This window comes from Flavobacterium sp. (genome assembly GCF_044371705.1).
Lineage (GTDB): Bacteria > Bacteroidota > Bacteroidia > Flavobacteriales > Flavobacteriaceae > Flavobacterium.
Genome location: NZ_JBILTE010000151.1, coordinates 1 through 6,189 on the forward strand (window position 1 = coordinate 1; position 6,189 = coordinate 6,189).

Genomic DNA, 6,189 nt, shown 5'->3' on the forward strand with positions numbered 1-6,189 from the left:
TTCGCCAAAACATCCGTACAGCCTGATTGAGCAATACTTTTGTTAGTGATTGTAAACAAAAAAGTAAATGAAATTATTAAATAGAATTTCATCAGAAGTTTGGTTTTTAAATTAGTGCAAATTAGTGTAATTCGTGGCAAAAACCAATAAACAAATCCGTGGCAAAACCCCAAAAAAAAACGTCCACCAATTGGCAGACGTTCCTTTTTATTCTTTTATTACATTACCCTCTTTGTCATAAAATTGGTATTGTAAAAACGTGTAAGCATCACGAGGTATAATTTTCACCCATTTTTTATGTTCAAAAAACCACTTTGAACGTAATGATGGAAAACCTTTGGTAAGGTATGCGGCCACAAACGGATGGGCATTAAGCACCAATTTTTTGTGGTTTTTTAATCGTTCAACATCCAAAGAAATTTTATCGATGACCTGAATCGGAGCATCTATTTCTCCGTTCCCGTTATTCGGGTCTTCTTCTCTGGTTTTAATGTTGACTTCCGGGCGAACCCGTTGCCTTGTAATTTGGATTAATCCAAATTTGCTTGGCGGTAATATTTTGTGCTTGGCCTTATCATCACTCATCTCTTCACGCAAGAAATCAAAGAGAACCCTACGGTTATCCGGATTTTGCATATCGATAAAATCGATTACAATGATACCACCCATATCTCTCAATCGCAATTGTCGGGCAACTTCCGCTGCTGCAATCATGTTGACTTCAAGGGCTGTATCTTCTTGGTTTTGAGCTTTATTGGATCTATTTCCACTATTCACATCAATAACGTGAAGAGCTTCCGTGTGTTCAATAATCAAATAGGCCCCTTTACTCATCGAAACAGTTTTTCCAAAAGACGTTTTTATTTGTCTTTCGATATTGTATTTCTCAAAAATAGGCACTTCTCTTGATTGATAAAGCTTTACAATTGATACTTTTTCAGGAGCAATTTCTTCTAACGACTCCTTAGTTTGCTCAAACAATTCTTCATCGTCTATATGAATTCCGGTAAAAGAATCATTAAAAATGTCTCTTAAAATAGAAGAGGCACGATTCATTTCACTTAAAATTTTTGACGGATGAGGAGCTGTTGGTAATTTTTTACACATGGCAGTCCATTTACTGAGTAAATTCTGCATGTCTCTGTCTAGTTCGGCTATTTTTTTGCCTTCTGCTACTGTACGAACAATAACACCGAATCCTTTTGGTTTGATAGAAAGTACTAATTTTTTTAGTCGGTCTTTTTCTTGCTTTGATTCGATTTTTTGTGAAACCGAAACGCGATCAGAAAAAGGGACCAGAACAATATAACGTCCGGCAAGCGACAGCTCAGAGCTGATTCTTGGTCCTTTGGTTGATATGGGTTCTTTTACGATTTGTACTAAAACTGACTGGTTGGCACTCAACACATCGGTGATGGTTCCGTCTTTGTCAATTTCTTTGTCAAACTGAAAGTTTTTTAGGGAGAAATCTTTTAGTTTACCTGTGCTTACAAGTTTAGTAAATTTCAACATCGAAGATAAGTTGGGTCCTAAATCGTGGTAATGTAAAAAGGCATCTTTTTCAAAGCCCAGATTTACAAAAGCAGCATTAAGTCCCGGAACCGGTTTTCTGATTTTGGCAATAAAAATATCGCCCACCTGAAAGCCGCTTTTTTGCTCCTCTTCTTTGTGTAATTCTACTAGTTTTCCATCTTTTAATAAGGCAAAATCTACAGCTTCAGAACCAGACCTAATGATCAATTCTTTATTCACGGTGTAAATTTTTATCCAAACTTTTTGGTTTTGAGCTTTAAGTTTCAAGTTTTCTAACTTGTAACCCGCAACTTTTCAACTCGCAACTGAATTGTTAGGATGGATTAAACAATATTTTAAACAGGTAGTTTGTACCCGGCGAAACAGTTATTGTTGATGACTGTTTCATTTCAAAGAACTTATTGTAAAAGAAAAAAGTAGTTTAGAACTACTTTTTCTTTTTGTGACGGTTAGCTCTCGCTCTTTTTTTACGTTTGTGCGTCGCTACCTTATGTCTCTTTCTTTTTTTACCACTTGGCATAGTGTGAGTGTTTGTTTATTAATAAATTAGGTTATACTGCCACTTCCGTTTTAGCTTTCACACCTTCAGTAAATACTTTTGCAGGTTTGAATGCCGGAATGTTGTGAGCTGGAATTTTGATTGTTGTGTTTTTGGAAATGTTTCTTCCTGTTTTTTCCGCTCTAGTTTTAATTATAAAGCTTCCGAAACCTCTTAAATAAACATTGTCTCCTGATTCTAAAGAATTTTTAACTTCCTCCATAAAAGATTCAACAGTTGCCTGAACATCACCTTTTTCAAGTCCTAATTTTTCTGAGATCTTTGCTACGATATCTGCTTTCGTCATTTTAGTTCTATTTTTAATATTTATGTGTAAAATTTTGAGAGTGCAAATATACAAATTAAAAAAACAATAATTCAAGCATAATTGATTAAAATTTAATTACATAAAGGTATACTTTTGTTAACCTATTTAAAATTATGATTTTTTCTAAACGCTTAATTTATTGGTATTTACAAAATAAACGCGATTTGCCATGGCGAAATACGCGTAATCCCTATGACATTTGGCTCTCGGAAATCATTCTTCAGCAAACACGCGTTGCTCAAGGTTTGCCCTATTTTGAGGCTTTTATTAGTGCCTTTCCTACTGTATTCGATTTAGCAAATGCTTCCGAAGAACAAGTGCTCAAATTGTGGCAAGGACTTGGTTATTATTCTCGTGCAAGAAACTTACACCAAACGGCTCAAATAATTGTATCAAATTATAAAGGTTCGTTTCCAACTACCTATAATGAATTGTTGAAGTTGAAAGGCATCGGTCCATATACCGCGGCCGCCATTGCATCTTTTAGTTTTGATGAAGCAGTTCCGGTGGTCGACGGCAATGTGTTCCGGGTATTGGCTCGTTATTTTGGCGTGGAAACTGATATTTCTTCGCATGCCGCAAAGAAGGAATTCAACCAACTGGCTCAGGAAGTAATGGATGTAAAGCAACCGGCACTTTTCAACCAAGCAATGATGGAATTTGGTTCGCTTCAATGTGTGCCTGCAAATCCGAACTGTGAAACATGTATTTTTAATGATAGCTGTGTCGCTCTTCAAAAAAAGAAAGTAACACTTTTACCTCTAAAATTAAAGAAAACAAAAGTCTCTACCCGTTACTTAAACTATCTTGTTGTTAAAGATGAGAAGGGTTTTGTATTGATTCAAAAAAGAGCCTCCAAAGGCATTTGGCATAATTTATATGAATTTCCATTGCTGGAAACGGATGAAGAAATTCAAGTGGGCCATTTTTACTCAGATGAATTTCAAAACCTCTACTTTCAGAATCCGATTGAAGAAATCATCCCTTTTGAAGAGAAAAGTATCACACACAAATTGTCTCATCAAAATTTGATCATTCGCTTTTGGAATGTTTCGGTTTCGGGAATTCTAGAAAACGGAATACATCCCGAAGAGGCAAAAAAATTGCCTTTTCCCATCGTTCTTTTTAATTTTATCGAAAAGAATTTATAATCTTTACCAAAATTCGTAACTTTGATTTTATCCAACTAACAAACAAAACAATGAACGGTACATTAAATAAGGTAATGCTAATAGGGCATTTAGGAGACGATGTGAAAATGCATTACTTTGACGGCGGCAATTGCATTGGAAGATTTCCCTTGGCAACCAATGAAATTTATATAAATAAGACAACCAACGAAAAAATCACCTCTACAGAATGGCACAATTTGGTGGTGCGAAACAAAGCCGCCGAAATTTGTGAAAAATATTTGTCAAAAGGAGATAAAATATATGTAGAAGGAAGAATCAAATCCAGACAATGGCAAGGAGAAGATGGAGTAACCAAATACACCACCGAAATTCAAGTGACCGAATTTACGTTTCTAACAACTAAAAAGGACACTGAATTAAACAAACCAAACATGGAAGGCTTTCAAGATCAGTCAAAAAACAGTAATTTTGACCACGAATAAGTAAGTTGAAAAGAGATATACAAACTTTTCAGCTTATAATTGTTTAACTAATAACCTCAAATTTGGACTCAGAACCCCCGAGTTTTCTGGAAACTATTGATACAAGCTTGCTCTTTGGTCTAACCGGGATTTTGGTCCTTTTGGCTTGCTCTGCTTTTATTTCGGGTGCAGAAGTAGCTCTTTTTTCGCTTTCCCAAAAGGACATTACTGATGCTTCTGAAAAAAATCCTAAGAAAGGGGATATTATTTCAATACTATTAAATCGTCCGAAACAATTATTAGCCACGATTTTAATTGTCAATAATTTTATCAATGTCGCCATTGTAATAGTTTTTGCTTTTTTAAAAGACCAACTTTTTGGTGGCATCAAAACAGAATTGTTGCAATGGATTATTGAAGTCGGTGTGGTAACCTTTACTATTTTGCTTTTCGGCGAAGTTTTGCCAAAAGTATACGCCAGTAGAAATAATATCAAGTTTTCGTTGTTTGCGGCTCAATCGGTTTTCATTTTAAACAAACTATTGTCGCCCATTAATTTACCGATGCGTGCCATTACTATTTATTTGGAAAATAAATTGGGGAAGAAAAAGTCAAATTTATCGGTGAGTCAACTTTCGCAAGCCTTAGAATTAACGTCCTCAGAAGAAACATCCGACGAAGAACAAAAAATTCTGGAAGGTATTGTTTCTTTTGGAAAAACAGATGCCAGCCAAGTAATGAGTCCGCGTATTGATGTGTTTGCTATAGAAGATGATGAAACCTTTCAGGAAATACTTCCCAAGATATTAGACAAAGGCTATTCAAGAATTCCGGTGTATCGAGACAATATTGACCAGATTGAAGGCGTTTTGTATGTCAAAGATTTATTACCGCATTTACATAAAAAAGATTTTGATTGGAAAAACCTGCTACGCGAACCGTTTTTTGTGCCTGAAAATAAGAAGTTAGACGATTTATTAAAGGATTTTCAGGGGATGAAAAGTCACTTAGCAGTTGTTGTTGACGAATACGGAGGCACATCCGGCGTTGTAACATTGGAAGATATTATTGAAGAAATTGTGGGTGATATCAGTGACGAATTTGATGATGAAAATATTAATTATTCGCAGATAGACGCGTTGAATTATCTGTTTGAAGGAAAAATAAACCTCAAAGATTTCTATCGAATTATTGATGTTCACGAAGAATTGTTTGAATCTAAAAAAGGTGAAGCCGAAACCTTGGCCGGATTTATTTTGGAGCTCATGGGTAGTTTTCCAAAAAAGGGACAAAAGATTCCTTTTAACAAAGTGCTGTTTACCATTGAAACAGTCGATCAAAAACGAATAAAACAAATAAAAGTAACGCTTGATGCTTAAAAATATCACCCTTGTCGGATTTCTTTTTTTATTGGTAACAGCTATTGGTTGTAAACAGGATCCTTTGCCCAAACCCAAAGCACATCTCCGTTTAGATTACACCCAAGCCAGTTACATGGGTTTTGAAAGTCCGTGTCCGTTTACCTTTGATTTTAATGGAAACACGAACGTAAAGGTCAAACCGGATTGCGGAATTACGATTGATTATCCAAAAATGAAAGCCACTATTTATCTCACATATAAACCGGTGACTAATAATATTGATAACTTATTACGTGATGCTCAAAAACTCACCTACGAACACGTAATTAAAGCCGATGACATTGTAGAACTACCTTTTGTAAACGCCAAAGACAAAGTCTATGGCATGTTTTATCAAGTGGGAGGAAACGCCGCTACCAACACCCAGTTTTATGTAACCGACAGCATCAATCACTTTGTAACCGGTTCGGTGTATTTCTATGCAAAACCTAATTTCGATTCCATCATGCCTGCTGCAAGTTATATCAAAGACGATATGCAAACGTTGATGGAAACGTTGCGTTGGAGGTAGGTTGTTTTTAAATTCATTATTAAATTATGCTTTATTGGCGAAAGGGTTTTAATCAATTGCATTTATTTCATGCTGGTTTGAAGCAAAAGCAAAGGATGAATTACATGCTTGTATGCACTATTTTATAAATTTTAAAATACTTTTCGGCATTTTTCAGAATCGCAACTAAATCCATTTCTTCTAAAATAATTTTGCTAAATTTGATAACACAATCTTAACATTGCATTGAAATAATTGATAGACTTTTGCAGAATATTATACCAA

The 6,189-nt window shown here is 35.2% G+C and carries 6 protein-coding genes; 4 read left to right on the forward strand and 2 right to left on the reverse strand.

What is annotated here, in order from left to right; genetic code table 11:
• Positions 1-207: 207 nt before the first annotated feature.
• Both ACIQ2S_RS10165 and ACIQ2S_RS10170 read right to left on the reverse strand, forming a co-directional pair.
• Complete coding sequence (locus tag ACIQ2S_RS10165; protein ID WP_396175601.1) at positions 208-1,752, reverse strand: Rne/Rng family ribonuclease; 1,545 nt, start codon at positions 1,750-1,752, stop codon at positions 208-210.
• Positions 1,753-2,084: 332 nt separating this feature from the next.
• Positions 2,085-2,396 (reverse strand): HU family DNA-binding protein, encoded by a 312-nt coding sequence (locus ACIQ2S_RS10170; protein ID WP_396175611.1) that lies wholly within the window; start codon positions 2,394-2,396, stop codon positions 2,085-2,087.
• 116 nt (positions 2,397-2,512) lie between these two features.
• Between ACIQ2S_RS10170 and mutY the strand changes: the two genes are divergently transcribed.
• From mutY to gldD, 4 genes are all read left to right on the forward strand, one after another.
• Positions 2,513-3,550 carry an A/G-specific adenine glycosylase gene (mutY, locus tag ACIQ2S_RS10175; RefSeq protein WP_396175603.1) on the forward strand — a complete coding sequence of 346 codons (1,038 nt, stop codon included), beginning with the start codon at positions 2,513-2,515 and terminating at the stop codon, positions 3,548-3,550.
• A 50-nt stretch (positions 3,551-3,600) separates the two neighbouring features.
• On the forward strand, positions 3,601-4,014 hold the full coding sequence (locus ACIQ2S_RS10180; RefSeq protein ID WP_396175605.1) for a single-stranded DNA-binding protein: 414 nt from the start codon (positions 3,601-3,603) through the stop codon (positions 4,012-4,014).
• 62 nt (positions 4,015-4,076) lie between these two features.
• On the forward strand, positions 4,077-5,372 hold the full coding sequence (locus ACIQ2S_RS10185; RefSeq protein WP_396175607.1) for a gliding motility-associated protein GldE: 1,296 nt from the start codon (positions 4,077-4,079) through the stop codon (positions 5,370-5,372).
• Entirely contained in the window at positions 5,365-5,925 is a 561-nt protein-coding gene (gene gldD, locus ACIQ2S_RS10190) for a gliding motility lipoprotein GldD (RefSeq protein WP_396175609.1), read from the forward strand. Before ACIQ2S_RS10185 ends, gldD begins: the two co-directional genes overlap by 8 nt.
• The last annotated feature ends 264 nt before the right edge of the window (positions 5,926-6,189 follow it).